General features: G+C 48.0%; 14 protein-coding genes. 7 read left to right on the plus strand and 7 right to left on the minus strand.

Annotation, left to right across the window (positions count from 1 at the left end; all coding sequences use genetic code 11):
* Positions 1-616: 616 nt before the first annotated feature.
* Complete coding sequence (locus AAKU61_RS19680; RefSeq protein ID WP_354335018.1) at positions 617-1,294, minus strand: pyridoxamine 5'-phosphate oxidase family protein; 678 nt, start codon at positions 1,292-1,294, stop codon at positions 617-619.
* Positions 1,295-1,389: 95 nt separating this feature from the next.
* On the opposite strand from AAKU61_RS19680, the gene pdxR reads away from it, so the two are divergent.
* Positions 1,390-2,862, plus strand: a complete 1,473-nt coding sequence (pdxR, locus tag AAKU61_RS19685) for a MocR-like pyridoxine biosynthesis transcription factor PdxR (RefSeq protein ID WP_354335020.1) — start codon at positions 1,390-1,392, stop codon at positions 2,860-2,862.
* A gap of 556 nt (positions 2,863-3,418) precedes the next feature.
* Here the strand turns inward: pdxR and AAKU61_RS19690 are convergent.
* On the minus strand, positions 3,419-6,607 hold the full coding sequence (locus AAKU61_RS19690) for an efflux RND transporter permease subunit (protein WP_354335022.1): 3,189 nt from the start codon (positions 6,605-6,607) through the stop codon (positions 3,419-3,421).
* A 1-nt stretch (position 6,608) separates the two neighbouring features.
* Positions 6,609-7,850 carry an efflux RND transporter periplasmic adaptor subunit gene (locus tag AAKU61_RS19695; protein WP_354335023.1) on the minus strand — a complete coding sequence of 414 codons (1,242 nt, stop codon included), beginning with the start codon at positions 7,848-7,850 and terminating at the stop codon, positions 6,609-6,611.
* A gap of 419 nt (positions 7,851-8,269) precedes the next feature.
* On the opposite strand from AAKU61_RS19695, the gene AAKU61_RS19700 reads away from it, so the two are divergent.
* Positions 8,270-8,947: a dienelactone hydrolase family protein gene (locus AAKU61_RS19700; RefSeq protein WP_354335025.1), complete on the plus strand. Its 678-nt coding sequence runs from the start codon at positions 8,270-8,272 to the stop codon at positions 8,945-8,947.
* Between the two features lie 44 nt (positions 8,948-8,991).
* Here AAKU61_RS19700 and AAKU61_RS19705 read toward each other — a convergent pair whose 3' ends face one another.
* Positions 8,992-9,690, minus strand: coding sequence for a 3'-5' exonuclease (locus AAKU61_RS19705; RefSeq protein ID WP_354335027.1), 699 nt, complete (start codon positions 9,688-9,690; stop codon positions 8,992-8,994).
* 274 nt (positions 9,691-9,964) lie between these two features.
* Here AAKU61_RS19705 and AAKU61_RS19710 point away from each other — a divergent pair, with 274 nt between their 5' ends.
* The 3 genes from AAKU61_RS19710 (at position 9,965) to AAKU61_RS19720 (ending at position 12,268) form a co-directional block, all read left to right on the plus strand.
* The gene (locus AAKU61_RS19710) at positions 9,965-10,483 is read left to right on the plus strand and encodes a GNAT family N-acetyltransferase (RefSeq protein ID WP_354335029.1); all 519 of its coding nucleotides are present in this window, start codon (positions 9,965-9,967) and stop codon (positions 10,481-10,483) included.
* 115 nt (positions 10,484-10,598) lie between these two features.
* Complete coding sequence (locus tag AAKU61_RS19715; protein ID WP_354335031.1) at positions 10,599-11,012, plus strand: VOC family protein; 414 nt, start codon at positions 10,599-10,601, stop codon at positions 11,010-11,012.
* A 224-nt stretch (positions 11,013-11,236) separates the two neighbouring features.
* Positions 11,237-12,268, plus strand: a complete 1,032-nt coding sequence (locus tag AAKU61_RS19720) for a Leu/Phe/Val dehydrogenase (protein WP_354335033.1) — start codon at positions 11,237-11,239, stop codon at positions 12,266-12,268.
* Between the two features lie 149 nt (positions 12,269-12,417).
* On the opposite strand, the gene AAKU61_RS19725 is transcribed toward AAKU61_RS19720, so the two are convergent.
* Positions 12,418-13,380, minus strand: coding sequence for a polysaccharide deacetylase family protein (locus AAKU61_RS19725; protein WP_354335035.1), 963 nt, complete (start codon positions 13,378-13,380; stop codon positions 12,418-12,420).
* Between the two features lie 422 nt (positions 13,381-13,802).
* On the opposite strand from AAKU61_RS19725, the gene AAKU61_RS19730 reads away from it, so the two are divergent.
* Positions 13,803-14,576 carry a hypothetical protein gene (locus tag AAKU61_RS19730; protein ID WP_354335037.1) on the plus strand — a complete coding sequence of 258 codons (774 nt, stop codon included), beginning with the start codon at positions 13,803-13,805 and terminating at the stop codon, positions 14,574-14,576.
* 236 nt (positions 14,577-14,812) lie between these two features.
* Here AAKU61_RS19730 and AAKU61_RS19735 read toward each other — a convergent pair whose 3' ends face one another.
* Entirely contained in the window at positions 14,813-16,702 is a 1,890-nt protein-coding gene (locus tag AAKU61_RS19735) for a diguanylate cyclase (protein WP_354335038.1), read from the minus strand.
* Between the two features lie 254 nt (positions 16,703-16,956).
* Between AAKU61_RS19735 and AAKU61_RS19740 the strand changes: the two genes are divergently transcribed.
* On the plus strand, positions 16,957-17,562 hold the full coding sequence (locus tag AAKU61_RS19740) for a GNAT family N-acetyltransferase (RefSeq protein ID WP_354335040.1): 606 nt from the start codon (positions 16,957-16,959) through the stop codon (positions 17,560-17,562).
* Positions 17,563-17,600: 38 nt separating this feature from the next.
* Here the strand turns inward: AAKU61_RS19740 and AAKU61_RS19745 are convergent, their stop codons facing one another.
* A complete protein-coding gene (locus AAKU61_RS19745; protein ID WP_354335041.1) occupies positions 17,601-18,446 on the minus strand; it encodes a CPBP family glutamic-type intramembrane protease in 846 nt (281 codons plus the stop codon).
* Positions 18,447-18,682 lie beyond the last annotated feature (236 nt).

Raw genomic sequence — 18,682 nt, forward strand, 5'->3', positions numbered from 1 at the left:
TGCCTCGGCTATCGAACGCCGTTTGAGGTTTTTTATAATTTGGATATACTCCCACTAAAACTTACCTCCCGTTGCTCTTCGTAGCTGAATCCGCCGTCTAATCGTCTTCGCGTTATATGGCCTCTTAACAAATACTCTCTTACAGTATATTCTCATCTAAAAATAACATTCTGGTAAAAGATAGAAATCCAATGCCCGAATACCACACTCAACTTCATATGGTGATTCGTCAGCAATTGGATATTAGTATGAAAAAGGTCAATGATTGACCCAGGAATGAGCCGCCCCTCCGCAAGTCAAATCAACCACCAATTGGGCAGTAAACCATCAACCAATTTGAAATATGATCTCATAAGAAACAAGTGAATCATCAATACGAATGAATGTTTTCTCGGTGCTTAGCAACTGGCAGACAAATAAAGAATCGAAGGAATTGAAGTTTGGTGGTAATTGGATGCAACATACCTTGATGTATCAGATGGCTTTGCCCGAGCCGGACGTTTAGTTGCAGGAAGTAAGCTAAATAAGATTCTAGAATCAACGGATGAAATACTGTAATTTCATACTAGCCTACAGACAAAAGTATTGCGATAAATCATCCGCTTATCTTTGCTTGCTAATCAGCTGAAAAATTAGCTCTTATTTCGCTCCATTGACGCACATATAACGGTGCTTCAACTATCACGGCTTGATCGGTAATCGGAGGCGACTGCGTTCGTATAAATGGCAAAATTCCAGCCCATACCGGAATCGACATATCTTCCTCATCATCGATCGGCCCACCTTCCCTTACTTTCGCCGCAGACTCTTCAAGCGAGATACGCATTACCGTCGTTGCCGCAAATTCTTTATTGCTACCGGGGCGAACCTCGTCCCGTCGACCAAGCGCCAGCTTATCCATGAATGCATCTAAAGCGCCACGTTTATCTGTTTCGCTCGTCACGCGCTCAAAGTTGCCATAAATCACTGCGGAGCGGTAGTTCATGGAATGGTTGAAGGCAGAACGTGCAAGTACTAGTCCGTCGAGGTGAGTAATCGCGACACATACCTGCACATCGCCAGATAGCAATTTGAGTAATCGCCCACCATTCGAGCCATGAATATAGAGATGATTACCTTGACGCCAACATGCAGTTGGAATGCAATGCGATCCTTTCTCGTCGTAAAACGCGATGTGACACAGATATGCAGAGTCGACGATCGCATATAAAGTGCTGTGCTCGTAATTCGCCAGCTCGGCAAGGCGACGCACGCGAGTGCGCTCGCTGGGTGGTGTGTCAGTTTGCGCAGCCATAATCTTGGTTCCCAAAAAGTAATGTGAACATACAATATAATGAAATATTGGCTCTAAAAATAGATCCAAGTATGCATTAAATTTTGGATCCAATAGTGGATTACGCATTACTGATCGCAAATTTTTCGAAAGAACATCACGATCTCAATTGGTCACGTCAACGCTTGTTGCATGAATGCCTGCGCACGGCGATTCGAAATGGCAATCTCAGTGCTGGAATGCGGCTGCCAAGTACTCGGCAGCTCGCAGCTGATATGGGCTTGGCTCGTAACACAGCCTTATACGCCTATGAACAATTAGCGACAGAGGGTTACGTTCGCTCTGATCGACGCGGTACGGTCGTGGCAGATATTGGCGTCGCAACCTCGCAAACGACTAAGGCCGCTACCTATACCTACTCTAGACTATCGCGACGCGCAAAAATCTCTTCTCCGATACCTGGTTCCAACATGAGTTGTGCATTTGCGCCCGGCGTACCCTCTCTAGCAGATTTCCCAATCGGAACCTGGCGCCGCTTATTGGACCGAGCTTGGCGCTCAATCATATCCGCACAATTAAATTATGCAGACGTAGCGGGAGATTTGCAGCTACGCAAGGCGATTGCGGATCACTTGCGCGTCTCACGTGGTGCCGCATGTGACGCAACGCAAATATTTATCACCGACGGCACGCAGGCGAGCTTAGATCTGTGCGCGCGCGCATTTGCCGACGCGGGCGACTTGGTGTGGATAGAAAATCCTGGTTACAAAGGTGCACTGGTCGCGTTTCGCGCGGCCGAGTTGCGACTACATGCGATTTCGATTGATTCTGACGGCATTGCACCTTCTGCCGCCGATTGGGTCGACCATCCACCCAAACTTATTTACGTCACACCATCGCACCAATATCCAACGGGCAGCGTGTTGAGCGTAGGACGACGCATAGCGCTTATCGATAGCGCTAAGGCGGCCGGCGCCCTAATTATCGAGGATGACTACGATAGCGAATTCCGGCACGATGGTCCTCCACTGTCGGCAATGCAGGGCTTGACGCACAATGCACCAGTGATTTACTTAGGCACATTCAGTAAGACGATGTTCCCCGCCCTGCGTATCGGTTTCATGGTCGTGCCCACGAGCATGGTAGAAACGCTAACACAATTGCTGGAGCAATCCATACCAAGAGGTCGGGTTGCTGATCAATTAGCGTTGGCAGAATTTTTGCTCAGTGGCCAGTTCGCAATGCATCTGCGCCGTATGCGACGGCTGTATCGACAACGACGTAACACCCTCTGCATAGCACTTGAAACCCACGTTGGTTCAATAGGTCGGGTTTATGGTGAATCGGCAGGCATGCACCTAATTCTTTATTTGGATAACTCAGTGTCAGACGTTTTGGTTAGTTCGCATGCACTGCAGAAGGGAATTGTAGCTCAACCAATGAGCGTACACGCTGTTGAAGAGGGTACGACGCGCTGTAATGGACTAATCTTGGGCTATGCACAACTGCAGCCATCACAAATAGTAGCGGCTGTCAAAGAGCTGGCCGCGATCATACAAAAGGTTCGGAAATGCGATGACACAGACTGAATACGAACACGCATGAAATAGGCATTCACATTTCAAATCAGAGACCATTTAGCACAAAAAACCACCAGCCATTTTAAAAATTGGCTAGCGTCAAAGCGGTCGTAAGAATCACAAAACCTAAGCGATGTTTTTCCGGCGATATCTGCTGGCAGGCAGATCACGGATTACATTAATAGATGTTTTGTTATGACAACCTACCGTATATCCTTAGCTGACCTTGGAGGTGTTACGAAGCTGTGATTGAAAAACCTAATTCATAGTCGTCTGCGGAAGGCTAGATATTTTTGACGCCGATAAGCCCACGCTCTGCGAATATCAATTTTCTCAACTTACTATTATTGTCAATTTGCAGAATCCCAACGATAAATGAATTTTCTAATTGCATCATTTAATGCGTCTAAGTCACCAAACCATAGTTTCCGGTTAATTTTCAGCCCAGCCTACAGCGCTTCAGACCCCGAACCAAATATTAGTAGCAGACCAGCATGAAAACGATCGTTCTAGCAAGAACGATCGAACCAGGTACCGCCATCAGCACTCCCGATAGGCAGTCAATTTACGTCTGACTTGAGCGGGTAGGTTTAACAAAAAGGCGAAATACAAACCGCAACATTGTCAGCGTCAAAATCGCTTCGATCAGCGTGACAAAAAAGGCCAATAAGGGATTCCAGCGACTATTTCTATCCGCAAACTTAGCAAACATGCGGTCGCGTGCGATCTCAATGCTGTCGTAGAAAGTCGGCACCACCAATAAGGTCAGCAAGGTGGAAGTGATCGTGCCGCCGATGATAGAAATCGCTAGCGGACGATAAAACTCACCGCCCTCGCCCATGCCGATCGCCACCGGCAACATGCCTGCGATCAGGGCAAATGTCGTCATCAAAATAGGACGCAAACGCATACGGCCTGCGTACATTAATGAGGCTTCTCTATCGTCACCGGACCCTTCTTGCTCACGTTTGCGGGCGCAGTCCAGCAACAAGATGGCATTTTTTGCGACCAGCCCCATCAGCATAATGATGCCGATTAAGCTCATCAGATTAATGGTGGAGTGGGTCAATAGCAGTGCAATCATGACGCCGATCAAGCTTAAAGGGAGTGACAACATCACGGCCAAGGGTGCGGTGAAAGAGCCAAATTGCATGACTAATATCAGATACATCAAGCCGATTCCCATGATCAGAGCGGTGATCATTTCGGTGAATAATTCTTTCTGATCTTTGGTCGAGCCAGTTAACTCCAAGCCAAAGCCCGGCGGGAAGTTAATCGCTTTCGCAATCGCCAAGGCATCCGTCGTGACTTCACCAGGCGAGCGCCCTTGTGTATTGGCAGATACGGTAATCGTCCGTTTGCCGTTGGAGTGCTCGATCTTGGCCGGTCCTTTACCCATTGTGATTTTAGCGATCTGGTCGAGTGGCACCATCTTGTCGCTACCGCTGACTGCTACCGGCAAATGCTCGATGTTTTCGGCACTGACTCTGTCATCTGGATGCAAACGCACTGCCACGTCACGCGCCTCGCCAGTGGGATCTACCCAGTCGCCTACCTCAACCCCGGCAAACGCTACACGCAAAGCTTGTGCGGTGTCGTTGACAGAAATCCCCAGGGCATTGGCAAAGCCACGATTGAGTTCAATCTGCAATTCATCCTTAGGATCTTGCTCAGACAAGCCGACGTCGACCGCGCCATTGACTGCGCGTAATTTCTCAATAAAGTCACCGGTAATCTGGAGCAATTTACGAGAATCTGTACCGTAAAAATTGATCTGAACAGGCTTACCGCCGCCATTGCTCAAGTCTTCTTGCACGACATATTCTGCACCGATCAGGCTACCAACTAGCTTACGCAGTTCGGCACCGATTTCAACTGCAGATCGTTTGCGCAGCGTACTTTTGCCGATATCCACATACACACGTCCACCGGCTGAATTAACATTGCTGTTGGTGGCAACTGTCTCTTTAATCGTGCGTGCCAGTGTCGCTGCGGCTTCTACTTTTAAGCGGGCATAATCAATACTGGAGCTCGATGGTGTACGTACATTAATGATGATCGTACCGTTGTCAGAGGCAGGGAAAAAACTGGTACCGCCGTATTTTCCGAACAAGCCAATTGCCAGTACCAAACTCATAATAGCGATCAACGCCATCCAGATGCGGTGATGTAAAGCCCAGGCAATGATGCGACCATAACGATCAGCCTGATGATCAAACCAAGTATTAAATTTGGCGAGTTGCAGACTCAATCCTGTCTTCGGTTTTTCATGGTGACCGATAGGATCACCCCAATACGCCGACAACATCGGGTCCAGCGTAAAGGAGATAAAGAGACTGACCAGAACGGAACTGGTCACAGTTAATGCGAATGGGCGGAACCATTCGCCAGAGACACCCGGCATAAACGCCACAGGGATAAATACGGCAATGATAGAGAATGTGGTCGCGGCAACGGCAAGACCAATTTCACTGGTGCCGTTGAGCGCAGCGGTGCGCCGGTCTGATCCCATCTCCATATGCCTGACGATATTTTCGCGTACCACAATGGCATCATCAATCAGGACCCCGACCGCTAGCGACAGACCCAGTAAAGTCATAAAATTTAAAGTAAAGCCGCACAGCCAGATCGCAATAAAAGCAGCAATTACCGAGGTCGGTAAGCTGAGCGCCGTGATCAAGGTAGAGCGCCAGGAATTTAAAAATACATACACCACAAAAATCGTTAAGACCGCACCAAACATCAGTGAATCGATCACGTTGTTCAGACTGTTCTCGGCGTTTTTTCCACCGTCCTGGGTCACTTCAAACTTGGTACCGGCAGGCAGAGTCTTGCTGATCTCGGTAGTCAGATCACGGATCTTATTCGCTACGCTCACCGTACTGGCATCGCGTGAGCGAGTGATGGCAAGACCAACGTTGGCATTGCCGTTGCGGATACTAAAGCCGTTGATTTCTGCAAAATCATCTTTAATCGTGGCGACTTGCGCCAGTCTGACGACCTCGCTACCGCGCTGCTTGATCACGATTTGTTCAAACTCGGCAGGCGACTCAATACGGCCAATCAGACGGATGCTTTCTTCATTGAGTTTGCCGCGGACTTTACCTACCGGTGCAGTGGTGTTTTGGTTACGTAAAGCGCTAACGACCTCTGCTGCGGAAACGTTGTACTCGCGCATTTTTTGTGCACGCAGCAAAATACTCAGCTCACGTTTTAAAGACCCATTTACCGTGACCACAGAGACGCCATCAATGGCGCGAAATTTATCTGCCAACTGATCTTCTGCCATCCGCGATATCTCAGCATGGTTTAAGGTGCTGGAGGACAAGGCCAATTGCATTATAGGCTGTGCATTCGGATCGATCCGCTGCAAAATCGGCTCGCGCATTTCCGTCGGCAACTTGTAGCGGACTGCGCCAATCGCGTTGCGTACCTCTTCCGCTGCCTCGATCATATTTTTGGTAAATGTAAATCCCAGCACGATAGTGGCACTACCTTCGTTGGCAGTAGAGTCGATATTGTCTACACCAGAAATACTTTGCAGTGACTTTTCTACCCGATTGATAATCTCGCGTTCGACCGATTCCGGCGATGCACCCGGATAAGGGAAGGACACAATCAAAGCAGGAATTTCTACATTAGGGCGCTCGTTGACCTTGAGTTTTTTCAGCGCCAGCAAACCGACGCACATCAAACCGACAATAATCACGATCATCGCGATCGGACGTTTAATACTGAAGTCAGATAAGAACATATTATTTCTCCGTCACTTTAGCCGACGCGGTAGCCGCGCTTGCAGCCACAGTTGACGCAGCGGTTACGCCAGGTTTTAGCTCTACACTCGCTGGTGCAGCAATCAGGTCAACCTTTTGACCGTCACTCAATGTAGATAAAGGACTGCGGATGACGTTGTCGCCAACGGCTAAGCCAGAGCGGATTTCATAATCACCATGACGTGGATCACGGGTACCCAAGATCAGGCTGACTTTTTTAATTGCGCCATCTTTAATCTGCCAAGCATAGGCTTTGTCGCCATCCAAGACCAAGGCAGAACGTTGAATCATCATCGTTTGAGTGCTACCGGCCTCGATACGACCCTCTGCATACAGACCTGAGACACGTGGCTGCGTTTCGCCAGTCAATGCAACCAATACCTCAACCTGACGCGTAGTCGGGTTGGCGGCGGTATCAACCCGCTTTACTATTCCGCTGAACTCTTGGTCACCGTAGCCATTCATATGGAAAATGACTGCCTGGCCGATTTTGACTTCATTCACTTTATCGGCAGACACCAGGCCTTCCAGTCGCATGCTGGTCGGGTCAATGACCTTCATTAATTCTTTACCGATCTGAGCTGTGTCACCGGCAGACACTTTGCGCTCGCTGACGATGCCGTCAAATGGGGCGCGCACTTCTGTACGTTGCATTTGCTGTTTGGCCTGAACTACTTTGGCCTTTGCCGCGACCAGATCGCTCTGCGCATTGTTACGGCGGATTTCGGCATCTTCTAGAGATTGGGTCGATACCATGCCAGACGCGCGCAAAGTTTTTAAACGTTGAAACTGGCGCTCCGCCTGATCAAACGATTGCGCAGATGCCCGCGCCGCTTCTTCTGCAGAATGCTGGCTGTCGCGGATCGAGGTATCATCCAGGCGCACCAGCAAATCACCCCGTTTTACGACTTCGCCATTTTCTTTTAGCACCTGCAAAACGACTGCGGATAACTCAGCACGCAAATCCGCTTTGCGCTCTGGCTGGACGGAGCCGGTAATCACTGGGCCAGAAGACAAGGCGCTATTTTGTATCAACAACATATCTTCGGGGGAAATCCGCAAACGACTTTGCTCAGCCGTGCCAGAGCTATTGCTGGAGCTAGCGCTGGCCTTTGCACTTGCACTAGCTTTAGCTGCATCATCTTTTCCATTTTTATCGTTCTTGCTGCAAGCCGTGACAAGAGTTGAGGCGAGTGCAATGACGATCAGCGTTTGACGCAACATAGAAGAATCTCCCTAGAGTAGTAGCTTTTGATTATTGATTTTGACTGTCTGGTGTGAACCTCTTATGTTTCAGAAGTTCAACAAAATGTAACGGAGTATTACCAGACCAGATCGTGGTGTCAATCACTCAATGAGGATAATTTTTAACCCGGCCAGGAATGACACATTTTTTGTGTTTGACTTGCCAAATTCGCCGTAACTCAGTGCAAAAATCAGTGCAAATATAGACGAGCACTGATGTCACAACTTCAATATAGACTTGAATAAACACTTGTGGTTTTAAGACGAGTCCAGTAGTCTGCGCCTCTTTCTTATTTTGCTTCTCAAATTGGCACTCAGGGACTCATCGCGAGTCAACTGCAAGCCGAGCGCAAACGCTCATTGCAAACAATACCTGCTGCCAAAGCTGTTTAAAATTTATGACTGTATTAATCGCCACAGATGTCTTTGGCAAAACCCCGGCGCTGGCAAGCCTGGTTCGTAGTCTGGGACAAGATTGTCTGGTGATCTCACCTTTTGATGACGAGCAAAGTGATTTCCGTTCAGAGCAAGTCGCTTATCAAGCGTTTATTGCGCAAGGCGGATTGACGCGCTATGTAGAAAAGATCATCGCTCTTTTAGAAGAGCAGCAGTTTGAGGCTAAACATAACGCCGAACATAATGCGGAACAAAATTCAGCACATAATCCAGAAAATAAGCTCGACGTCATCGGCTTTAGTGTTGGCGCCAGCGCATTGTGGATGGTTGCTGCTAGCAGCTTAGCCAGAAAAATAGCTTCGGCACACTTATTTTATGGATCACGCATACGCGAATACACACATCTGCAAGCGCTCTGCCCCACCCGATTGATTTTGGCCGAACGGGAAGCCGCGTTTGATCCTGCAAAACTCCTACATCAGTTGCGCCAGAACAAAACAGCAGAACTTTTAGTGGAGTTAGCCCCTAATACTAACCACGGTTTTATGAATCCCTATTCCGGCGGCTTTTGCGTTAAGGCACAGGCAAAATATACGCAAGAGCTGGCTCTGAGGCTGCAAAGCAAGGCTGCCCCGCATACGCCTCAAATTAGTCGAAGCGAAGCAGCACTCGCGGCATAAACATACTGAATAATAATAAAAAATAGTGTCGATTAAGGCATTGACTACGACTGCAATGCCAACCAATGTCGGTAAGTCAGCAAAGCCACTTGGGCATCATCTGCGGCATACTTGATTTGGCGCTCAGTCAATGGCGCTAATGACCAGTTTGAGGTGGATATCTTTTTCGACTTTTGTAGCTTCGTCCCGAAGAACAAGGCCACAGCCGACTTCGCGCCCATGTCACTACCCTTTTTCTTACGCATTGCACGCGACAGATCAAGCACATTTTGTGGCGCGATCCCCAGACGAGAACGCAAACGGCTCTGATCGTCACCCAGACCAAAACCTACTTTTAATATATGACTGGCTTCCAGCGCCTGTTTGGCCGGCTCTAAATAAAGCGAATCCAAAACCGGAAATAAAAACGCCTGCGTATCGGTCGCCAGCTGTATCAAATGCGGCCCGCTAGAATGTTGACCTTTAACAAAAGTCGGGCGCGACTCCGTATCAAAGCCCAGCACATCCGCTGCCATTAAAGCAATGCGCGCCTGCTCAGCCATTGCGACAGTAGTGATCACGAAGACGTTCTTTAAGGACACCCCCTCGTAAGGCGGCAACATTGGTTCGGGTAAGTCATCCGGTTCTGCTGCCTCGGATAAAGTGTTATCGGTTGCTGAAGGCGACTCCGGGGAAACGCTAGTGAAAGACGCTGCATCACCCGAATTATTCGAGTCATCAGCGGAGTGAGTAGGTAAGTTCATGCGGGAATCATACACGCCATGTTGTTAGGGGTAAATTGCGGTGATCAACTGACTTTCATCGATGAACGGAGATTATTTCATTTTTTAAAATTTCATTGATAGAATATAAATTAATCTCTAAAATTATTTTATCAATTTGCTTCTCTTTTTAAGGCATAAGCGATTTGATCTATGTTACATCTGGCTTTTCAGACCAAAAGTGACTCTGACTTTTTGTGACGATTAATATTCAAAATGATCATCACAATACTTTACCCTTCAAACACCACACCCAATGAGAACATCACGTTTACTCTTACGGCGCCCAGTTGCAGACGATGCCGAAAATCTCTTTGCTATTTATGGCGATCCACGAACGAATGCTTACAACCCGCACGGACCATATCCAAATCTTGACCAGGCTAAAACCGTATTAGCCACATGGATCACACATTGGGAGCAACATGGGTTCGGCCAGTGGGCAATCTCAAGCGCTGATCAGCCTGAAAAAATTATTGGCTATGGTGGCTTGGCTTTCAAGATGTATGGCGATAAAGATACCTTAAATCTTGGCTATAGATTCGGAGTAGATTCTTGGGGCAACGGGTATGCAACCGAGTTCGCTACTGAAACTTTACGATACGCATTTGCAGATTTAAATGCTCCAGATATTTCTGCCTTAGTCCGGCCACTCAACACGCCGTCCATACGCGTGCTGGAGAAAATCGGCATGAACAAAATTGGTATTCTGGAGGACGAGCCAGGCGTAGCAGGAGGTCGTTACTCCTTGCTATACCGTGCCGAACACAGTTAATGTTAGTCACTGAATAGTGGTCGCTAATCGATGGCCGCTCACTGACCGCAACTCCCGATTCAGGTAGGCTATATCTGCCCTACATCATCCACGTACAAACCCGAGGAACCGACACATGACACAAGATATCTGGTTAAATCTACCGGTGAAAGATCTCGCCAAGTCGGCTGCGTTCTTCACTGAAATTGGTTTTACGCGCAATCCGGGGCCAGGAAATAGCGAACATTCTGCCAGCTTCACCATTGGCGATAAGAAAGTAGTCTTGATGCTCTTCGTTCAAGAGATGTTTTCTGGCTTCACCAGCAATGGTCTCTGCGACACCAGTAAGGGTACTGAAGTCTTATTTTCCTTAGGTGCCACCAGCCGGGAACAGGTCAATGATATGGCGCATCGCGTCACATTGGCGGGCGGAACGATATTCGCCGAGCCTAAGGAGTCCAATGGATTCATGTATGGCTGCGGTTTTTGTGATCCTGACGGGCATAGATGGAATATGCTTTTCATGGATTTGAGCAAGATTCCTAAATAGTCGCCCGTCAGCAATTTGAGTTTCCACCCCCTATCCCCTATACTTCCACCCGCGTGACACAATCACCGCCTTTTGTCATCGGCAGCACCACATAGCCGCCGATGACATGCTGTATTTTTGCCCTTATTTTGTACTTATTTTTTATTTCTTAATCACCATTTTTGCGGCACGTCATCCCCATTCTTATCGGAATGAGCGATGCATGACCGATCGGAGCCATAAGCATGACCGCTTTTGTATTTAACGAACTCAATTTTGATGACCACGAACAAGTGGTTTTTGCCTCCGAACCCAAATCTGGCCTACGCGCCATTATTGCGGTTCACAACACGAATTTAGGCCCAGCAATGGGCGGTTGCCGTATGTGGAACTACGACAACGAAGCCGCGGCCATTAATGACGTATTGCGTCTGTCACGCGGCATGACATATAAAAACGCGGTTGCTAGCTTGCCTATCGGCGGCGGCAAAAGCGTCATCATCGGCGATCCAAAAGCAGACAAAACCCCTGCCCTGTTTGAAGCCTTGGGCGAAGCCCTTGAGCGCCTTGGCGGCCGTTATGTCACAGCAGAAGATGTGGGCACTAGCCCAGCCGATATGGCAAACGTCGCTAAAAAAACCAAGTTCGTTGCAGGCTTGGGTGACCGTGGCGATCCGTCACCATTTACTGCTCTGGGCTGTTTCGTCGGTGCGCAAGCTGCTGTCAAGCATCAACTGAAACGCGACAGCATGGAAGGTCTGGTTGTGGCTTTGCAAGGTCTGGGTCATGTCGGTTACGACTACGCCCGTCGCCTGCATGAGGCTGGCGCTAAACTGATCGTGGCAGATATCGATCAGGCCGCATTGCATCGCGCTCAGGAAGAATTAGGCGCAGAAATCGTTGGCATCGACGCGATCTACGATGTGCAGGCCGACATCTACGCCCCTTGCGCATTGGGTGCGACTTTAAATCCAGACACCTTGTCACGCCTGAAAGCGACTATCGTAGCTGGCGCTGCCAACAACCAGTTAGCCACTGCCGACATGGGTGAAGCTTGCCGTCAAAAAGGGATTTTGTACGCACCTGATTTTGTCATCAATGCTGGTGGCATCATCAAGGTCTGCTACGAATATCTGAACACACCAGAAGACGGTATGGATGCTCATGTACGTCGTATTGGCGATACCTTGGCAGAAGTATTTGCCCGCGCCGATGCAGAAGGTTTGGCGACTAGCGTAGTAGCAGACCGGATTGCTGAAGCGAAATTTAAGAGATAGTTTTTTTAATTATTGAAATAATAAAAAGCCGTATCACGCATTGCCTGATACGGCTTTTTTACGCCTGACAAGTCTGACAAATCTAACAATCGCATGTTACGTCCATCCGTTATTCCGGCGCAGCGATAATAAGCAATACCAACATCAACTTACAAACCCTGCGCCTTCAACGCCTCGATCTCTGTATCACCGTCATCGACCAGCCGCATCCAGCCATCAAACTTACCTAGCCCTAAAGACCTTGCCATTGACAACAACAAACTCTGACCGGGCGCCGGGCGATCTGGCATCAGCTGATACACCGGGTCTGCGAATGCCGTCGCCGGCGTGACAATACTCCAGCCCATTTCTTTAAATTGTGTAATCACATCAGAGAGCCACAATGCATTGATCAGATTGTGGTGTAACAGGATGACCTGCGGAATATCACGCCCTTGCAATTGCTGTGACAGCGCACGATAGGCGAGTGCACGCTGACGTATATGGCTGAGGTAGGCTTGCTTGATATCGCTAAGATCGGCTTGCGGATTTTTATCTAGTACCTCGATGAGTTTGTCATCTAGCCGCCAATCGCTGGTATCAAGACTGACATACGCGTTCCGGTATCCATGGAGTTTTAAAAAAGCCCGCATGCCATCGCGTTTTTCTGGTGTATTGCCTTCGCGCAAATACGTGTAGCGAAACCATTTCTGGTAACCGGGCAGCGTGCTGATGATTCGATCACAGTCAAGAATCTCTTGCTGATATTCCATCAGACTGAGTTTGTTGTTATGCAGATCAGGATGCGTCATCGTGTGATTGCCGATCGCATGTCCAGCATCACCCCATGCTTTGGCTAGCGCATAGCCTGCAGGCTGATTTGCCCCATTTGCCGCGGTGACAAACAGTGCAGCTTTCACTCCATGTTTAGCCAGCGCATTAAGTAGTGCCTGATTGCGCTCGACAGCAGACAATATAGGCGTACCGGCAACCTTAGGACCATCGTCGAAAGTAAATGCAACGGACTGCGCGCGAGCCGGCTGTATCGACAAAGTCAGGCAGATACTCAGCATCAACAAAAAATAGAACAACCGATGAGCTGTCGGTGTGTGAAAATTTTTTAAAAATTTCATGGCAAAAGGCATCTTGGGATCGTTTTAAAATGAGCGAATCCTTACCTTAACAAAGGATTTAGAAAAATGCCAACCAGAGCTGAAAAGAAACCTACCTAAGCTGATAAAGCACGAAGACTCATTTCAGGTTTTATCCAGTAAAAAAATCCGGCCAGCGTTAGATAGTTTGTTGATTCACTTCAAGACAGAACATCACTGAGCAATGAACAATGTTGTAGAAAAGCTGATTGGCTATTAAGTCGTCACCGTCACATTTGCACTATCTTGTCGGTCGGCGTAAGCTTATTGCGGATCGATTCATCAACGAAGTAAAAACACATGCTTTCGAGATGAAGAATCTTGTCAGCGAAAAATCTGCTGCCTCTTAGAGTTTTCTCAATTGATGAAAGCCCTTTAACACTTATATCTTAGAAAGACGTCCAATGACGCATCAGTTATTTCGCCGGTTGCTGACTATTACATTTGCTCTGCTTGTGGCATCCCCCTCGCTAGCGTTGGCCGATGTGACTGAAAAAATCAGTTTTGATGCCGCTAGCAATCCGGACCTGAAGAAAATTGCGATTCTGCGCATTACGCCATCGCAGAGAATCACCGTAAAAAATGCCAACATGGCGATAGCGGTAGGACAGCGAATCGGCGGTCTTCTGCCTGCCTTGCTCGAAGGCGGTGCTGAGAGTGCAAAAAATGGATCTCAGCAAGCGCAATATCTTGAATTGATGAAAGCCAAAGGCATCACGTTTGTGCCCGAGATGCTGGCTGCGCTAGAGAAAGAACTAAGCCAAAGTGGTTACGAAACCGTTTATCTGGATAAGCAACGGCCTATCTTGATGGAAGATAAAAAGACACTGGATTTCTCAAAAGTGCAGACAGATGCCGATGCAATTTTGTTTGTTAATTATGGACCGGTCGGCTATTCAAGTCCTCTGCTCAAAAGCAGTTATGCGCCTTGGGTGGTCATGGCGGCGCGATTGGTCGACGCACACACCTACAAGACGCTTTATTTCCAGTCGTTTAATGTCACGCAGGTAGCAGACAAAAATACCAGCAATAATCTGGTTGCAATCCTCCCAGAAGAAAAATATCTGTTTGGCACCTTCGATGATTTAATCGGAAAATTTGATTTATCGACAGAAGGCATCGTGAATTGCGAAACCAAAATTGCGGCATATTTAGGCAATCAGCTTAAGCGAAATTAACTGGGTAAGAGGTAACATCAAATAGCCGTATTTCTTAGTGCGGCAACCCAGACTCACCTAAGACTGACTGACATCCAATTCCCTCGAAATACCGTATATCCGCATAGAGAAAAAATAAATACTCCCACCATGTATATGCAAGATGTCCAATTAAAATCTGGACAATTAGCCAGTTTCATTAAAAAATAAGGGGAGTATAGTAATTTAGAGCCAATTTTGCAGATCAATCGCCAACATCATTGCGCAGCGATGGTGATACGATTCCGGCCGCTTTCTTTGGCGCGATACAGTGCCATATCGCTGCGGGATAAGGCGGCGTCGGGGCTTGTGTCGGTGTCAGACATCATGGCAATGCCGATGCTGACAGTGACGGGAATCATCTGGTTGTTGGCGTTGAACGGGGTCTCCAGCAATTGCTTTTGGACCCGCTGTGCAAAGATATTGGCGTCATGTACATCAGCCCCAGATAAAACGACCGCGAACTCTTCTCCGCCGACTCTGCCTGCGACGTCGCTCTTGCGGAGCTCGTCGCGCAAAATATTGGCGAAATGTTTGAGTACCAGATCACCGGCAGCATGGCCGTGACGATCATTGATGTTTTTAAAATGATCAAGGTCAAACATGAGCACGGCAGAGGGTTTGGTGGCAGCACGTTGCAGCCGTGCCAGCTCTTCCTCCATCCGCCCCATGAAATAGCGGCGATTAGGTATCTGGGTCAAGAAATCAATCGTGGCATGCTCTTGTAACTCCATCTGTATGCGTTTGTGCTCGGTCACGTCGGTGACAAAACCGTGCCACAGCGTGCCGCCATCAAGCAAGCGACGCGGACGGGCATCCATCTGTCGCCAGCGCAAACCTTGTTGCGGTAAATTAACTCTGAATTCTAAATGTAGCGGCTGCAAATTCTGCGCCGACACAGCAATACTGGTGCAATAAGCGGCGAGATCGTCGGGGTAAACCAATTGATGGATCAGCGCTGCTGCCTCGCTCATCTGGTCAGGCGACAGTTCGTAGATATCTTTGATGCCTTCACTGACATAAGAAAATCGCTCGGCACCATCAGACGAGCGCTGATATTGGTAAGCGAGCCCCGACACTTCGTTCGTCAAACAAGTCACCAGATCAACGCTTTGTTGCAAGCGATCCGATAGCACACGCATGGTCGTGATATCGGTGGTCGTACCCATCATGTGCAGCGGTCTGCCATCGGGATCACGCTGCACGATTTTGCCACGACTGGCGACCCAGATGTAACTGCCGTTTTTGCAACGCAGCCTGTGTTCGACCGCATAGCTATCGGTCTTGCCTTCAAAATGTGCCCGGATGCTTGCCTGTACATAGGCCAGATCATCTGGGTGAACCCGCAGATAGCTGTCTTCAATACGATTCGATATTTCTGTATCGGTGTAACCGATCAGGGCTTTCCATCCTGATGAATAATGGATTTCTCCAGTCTGCAGATTACGATCCCAGACACCAGTCGCACTGCCTTCAATCGCCAAGGCCATGCGACTCATACTGACTTCGCTATGGCGCGTTGCCTGCTCGGCCATCAATAGTTTTAACTGGTCATGATGACGTTCAATCGCAATTGCCAACACACTGGCAAGCTCGGCCACGATGGTGCGATCCCCTGGGGGTAATGTCTCGCCAGGCCGGGAAAACAAAACAAATACGCCAAGCAGTGTATGGTGTGCACTCACAATCGGCATAGAAACATCAATGCGCAGATCATGCCGTACTGCCAGCACTTGAAGCTGGCTCCAAAACACGCTGCCAGCAATGCGCGGATCGACCGATTCAGATTTAGGCTCAGGCTCAAATTCATGTTCAGAGGCGTGTATCTCGCTGCTATCGACAACGACGGTACTGACAGATAACAAAAACTCTTGTGGCAAACTGGGGCCAGTCACAAGCTCCATCGGCTGGCCGGTGTCACCCGTCACAAAGATCGCCCCCATGGTCTGAGAATATTGCGCCTCAATACCGGTGATGATCTGTATCAAAATTTGAGAGAGCGGAAGGTGTCGAGCAATATTAGTCAGACTTGTACGATATAGCGCTAACAAGTTCTGGCAACGATCGTCGTTACGATCGGTTTTATGATCAGACAATTTTGGGTTCATGAGTTGGCTATAGCGTCGATCAGTTGGAAGAGTCAGACTGGTATCGCTGTAATGCACAGTCAAAGGCTATGAGTGATGATATACCAAAGCTTGTGTCTTCATTACTAGAGGAGACAAAAGTCGAGGCTTGCATGTACGGTCAAAAGTCCCCCAAAGCGACCAAAACAACAATGTAGTGAATTCACGCCACAATTGTCGTGATAAATTTATGATCAATTTTTAATATTACGTCGCATTACTAATCTCGATTCATGATGGCTGAGTCGGCAATGCGTCTGAAAAACTTTATCACCTCCGATGATTGTCTTCACATGAGCCTATTGCACACCCAACGCCTACGTCTTGAACCTTTTAATGATGAGCACCTTGATGGTCTTTTTCGCCTTAATAGCGATCCAGAAGTCATGCGCTATATCACCGGCAAACCCGAGACCCGTGAAGAAACAATCGCGATGATTGAGCGCATCAAAGCACGCTGGATAGAATTCGGATTTTCCTGGTGGAGTTTTATTGAGCAGGAGACTAATGAGCTTATCGGTGCTGGATGCATACAGTATTTGGGACGTGATCCGGCAAATCCTTTAGAAATTGGCTGGCGCCTGCGGCAAAATAAGTGGGGACAAGGTTTTGCGTCCGAGGCAGCGCAGCGGATGGCAGCATTTGCCTTTGATCAGATCGGTGGCGACTCACTGTTTGCCGTCTGCGATCAGAAGAATATCGGGTCTGCCAATGTCATGAAAAAACTTGGCATGCAGTACCGCGGCATTGAGCGCTGGAACGAGATGGACGTGGCTACGTATGCAATATCGCGTGCGGATTGGAAAGCAAGGGAAGCAAGGAAAACAAATAAGGCAGACTAATCGCCATCATTAAGTCTGAGGTCGATTGAGATTTTCGCTTAAGAATCTGGCGAAATAAAAATCAGACTAGCGGCCAGCAGATTGTTCAAAAAATGCAGGCTCATCGCGCTGGTAATGCCATCACGTAAGCGTAAGTAGCTAAGAAAAATGCCCAATACTAGTTGTGGAATAACAGCAAAAATTACCAGAAACCCTGAGGCATCGTCAAAGCTGTGGTTGGCAATATGTACGAACGAAAAAGCAAATGCATATAGCCAAAATACTTTAGGGTAAGCCTGGATAAACTGGCGTCCCAGATAAAAATTATGCCCCGATTTTCCATTTCTAGCTCTATAGCGTTCTTGAATTTCAAACACCAACGCCATTAAAACGATCACAGCCGTCAATCCCAGCGTGACGAAAAAACTGCCCGAAAAAATCGTCACTAAGATAGGTCCGAAAAATAAGGTGTAGGTCGCATTTCTTAGCCCAAGACGGAAAATTAGTTCCTCCAAAATGGGTGCCATGATCAATGCGGCAAAGGCAAATAATTTTAAATTAGAGAAATCTAAATCCGAGGTAATACTCGTCAGTGCATCAATTGCCCATCCTATCGTGAACATATAAACGATGTAGAACAACACACTTAGGAACAGAAAAAAAGCTAGCCTCTGCCAGCGTCCTCCGGCATTTGATGATGGTCTCAAACGCCGGGTAGGACGTTTAATAAATCGCCAGAAATCTTGTAACTCGGTTTTGCAATAATGAGGCAAGCCGTTTGCTGCGTTTAACGGGTTTGATGGCGATGTTGATATGAATGCTTGCTCAATCACCCCTTGTCCTGCTTGCGGCTCTGTACTTTGCTCGTCAACAGAAACTAGCTTATCGTCGGTCTGACTCGTCATTTCAAAATAGTTTTCATCAGATGGAAATAAAATCAATCTTCAAGTGTGCACGGTATTCTTTGCTTGCCAAACGCATCTTGAAACCAGATTACTCCCCATTAGTATATTTAAGTCGTCCAAGTAATCATTGGACAATAAGGCGGCGGATTCAGCTACGAAGAGCAACGGGAGGTAAGTTTTAGGGGGAGTATATCCAAATTATAAAAAACCTCAAACGGCGTTCGATAGCCGAGGCA

It is taken from the genome of Undibacterium sp. GrIS 1.2 (assembly GCF_040544435.1).
Lineage (GTDB): Bacteria > Pseudomonadota > Gammaproteobacteria > Burkholderiales > Burkholderiaceae_D > Undibacterium.

Excerpts from the sequence above, each read along its gene's own strand:
- AAKU61_RS19680 (WP_354335018.1), bottom strand. The coding sequence starts at position 1,294 with ATGGCTGCGCAAACTGACACACCACCCAGCGAGCGCACTCGCGTGCGT.
- AAKU61_RS19690 (WP_354335022.1), bottom strand. The coding sequence starts at position 6,607 with ATGTTCTTATCTGACTTCAGTATTAAACGTCCGATCGCGATGATCGTG.
- AAKU61_RS19695 (WP_354335023.1), bottom strand. The coding sequence starts at position 7,850 with ATGTTGCGTCAAACGCTGATCGTCATTGCACTCGCCTCAACTCTTGTC.
- AAKU61_RS19700 (WP_354335025.1), top strand. The coding sequence starts at position 8,270 with ATGACTGTATTAATCGCCACAGATGTCTTTGGCAAAACCCCGGCGCTG.
- AAKU61_RS19705 (WP_354335027.1), bottom strand. The coding sequence starts at position 9,690 with ATGAACTTACCTACTCACTCCGCTGATGACTCGAATAATTCGGGTGAT.
- AAKU61_RS19710 (WP_354335029.1), top strand. The coding sequence starts at position 9,965 with ATGAGAACATCACGTTTACTCTTACGGCGCCCAGTTGCAGACGATGCC.
- AAKU61_RS19715 (WP_354335031.1), top strand. The coding sequence starts at position 10,599 with ATGACACAAGATATCTGGTTAAATCTACCGGTGAAAGATCTCGCCAAG.
- AAKU61_RS19720 (WP_354335033.1), top strand. The coding sequence starts at position 11,237 with ATGACCGCTTTTGTATTTAACGAACTCAATTTTGATGACCACGAACAA.
- AAKU61_RS19725 (WP_354335035.1), bottom strand. The coding sequence starts at position 13,380 with ATGAAATTTTTAAAAAATTTTCACACACCGACAGCTCATCGGTTGTTC.
- AAKU61_RS19730 (WP_354335037.1), top strand. The coding sequence starts at position 13,803 with ATGACGCATCAGTTATTTCGCCGGTTGCTGACTATTACATTTGCTCTG.
- AAKU61_RS19735 (WP_354335038.1), bottom strand. The coding sequence starts at position 16,702 with ATGAACCCAAAATTGTCTGATCATAAAACCGATCGTAACGACGATCGT.
- AAKU61_RS19740 (WP_354335040.1), top strand. The coding sequence starts at position 16,957 with ATGGCTGAGTCGGCAATGCGTCTGAAAAACTTTATCACCTCCGATGAT.
- AAKU61_RS19745 (WP_354335041.1), bottom strand. The coding sequence starts at position 18,446 with ATGACGAGTCAGACCGACGATAAGCTAGTTTCTGTTGACGAGCAAAGT.